The following is a 1,441-nucleotide window of genomic DNA, read 5'->3' as shown; positions in this document are numbered from 1 at the left end:
GAAAGGACTGGTTGGTCATGTCGGTTGTCGAGAGTGCGCGTCCGGGTCCGGACGCGAGCGTGTCGGCGAGTGGTGGTGAGCCGGCGCCCCAGAGGCTGGACGGCCGGCTGAAGCTCGTCCTGGTCGTGCTCCTGGTCGCGCAGTTCATGCTCGCGGTGGACTTCTCCATCCTCAACGTCGCCCTGCCCGTCATCGGCGAAGGCCTCGGCTTCTCCCTGGCCAACCTCCAGTGGATCGCCACCTCCTTCGCCCTGTGCGCCGCCGGCTTCACCCTCCTGTTCGGCCGCGTCGCCGACCTCTTCGGACGCCGCCGCCTCTTCCTCATCGGACTCGCCGTCCTCGGCGCCTCCTCCCTCCTCGGCGGCCTCGCCACCACCCCCGAAGTCCTCCTCGTCGCCCGCGTCCTGCAAGGCCTGGCCACCGCCGCCGTCACCCCCGCAGGCCTCTCCCTGCTCACCACCTCCTTCCCCGAAGGCCCCCTGCGCCAGAAAGCCCTCGGCCTCAACGGCGCCCTCATGTCCGCCGGCTTCACCACCGGCGCCATCCTCGGCGGCGTCCTCACCGACCTCCTCTCCTGGCGCTGGGCCTTCTTCATCAACGTCCCCGTCGCCATCGCCGTCCTGATCATCGCCCCCACCGTCATCAAGGAATCCCGCCCCACCGAGCGTCCGCGCCTGGACATCCCGGGCGCCACGACCGTCACCCTCGGCCTCCTCGCCCTCGTCTACGGTCTGACCCACGCCGGCGAGGAAGGCTGGAGCGACCCCATCGCCCTGGCCGCCCTCGCCACAGGCGCCCTCCTCCTCATCGCCTTCTACGCCATCGAGGCCAAGGCCAAAGCACCCCTCGTCCCCGTCACCGTCCTCAAGCGCCGCAACGTCGCCTGGGGCAACATCGCCGGACTCATCGCCTTCCTCACCGAAACCAGCCTCGTCTTCCTGATGACCCTCTACCTCCAGGAAGTCCTCGGCTTCTCTGCCCTCGCCGCCGGCCTCTCCTTCGGCGTCCTCGGCATCGGCACCGTCATCGGCGGCTCCATCGCCCCCAAGGTCATCGCCGCCACCAACACCCGCACCACCCTCATCATCGGCGGACTCCTCCAGGCCGCCGCCACCCTCGCATTGATCGGCCTCGGCGACACCGCCACCGCCCTGTGGCTCCTGCTCCCCGCCACCTTCGCCGGCGGCATCGGCAACATGCTCGTCATCGTCGGCTTCATGGTCACCGCCACCACCGGCCTGCCCGACCACGAACAAGGCATGGCCACCGGCCTGGCCACCATGACCCAGCAGATCGGCATCACCATGGGCACCCCCATCATGAGCGCCATCGCCGCCACCACCCTCGACATCCACCACGGCATCACCACCGCCGTCATCATCAACACCGCCATCGTCCTCATCGGCACCCTCACCACCGCCCTCTACCTCCGCACCAAGTC

General features: G+C 69.4%; 1 protein-coding gene. It reads left to right on the top strand.

What is annotated here, in order from left to right:
* Positions 1–17: 17 nt before the first annotated feature.
* Positions 18–1,441 (top strand): MFS transporter (locus IE245_RS36530; RefSeq protein ID WP_189955752.1); only part of this gene is annotated, 1,424 nt, incomplete at its 3' end.

Origin of the sequence: Streptomyces roseolus (assembly GCF_014649855.1) — a bacterium.
Classification (GTDB): Bacteria; Actinomycetota; Actinomycetes; order Streptomycetales; family Streptomycetaceae; genus Streptomyces; species Streptomyces roseolus.
Note: the sequence above shows the minus strand (reverse complement) of the source record. Positions and strands in the feature narration are given on the sequence as shown.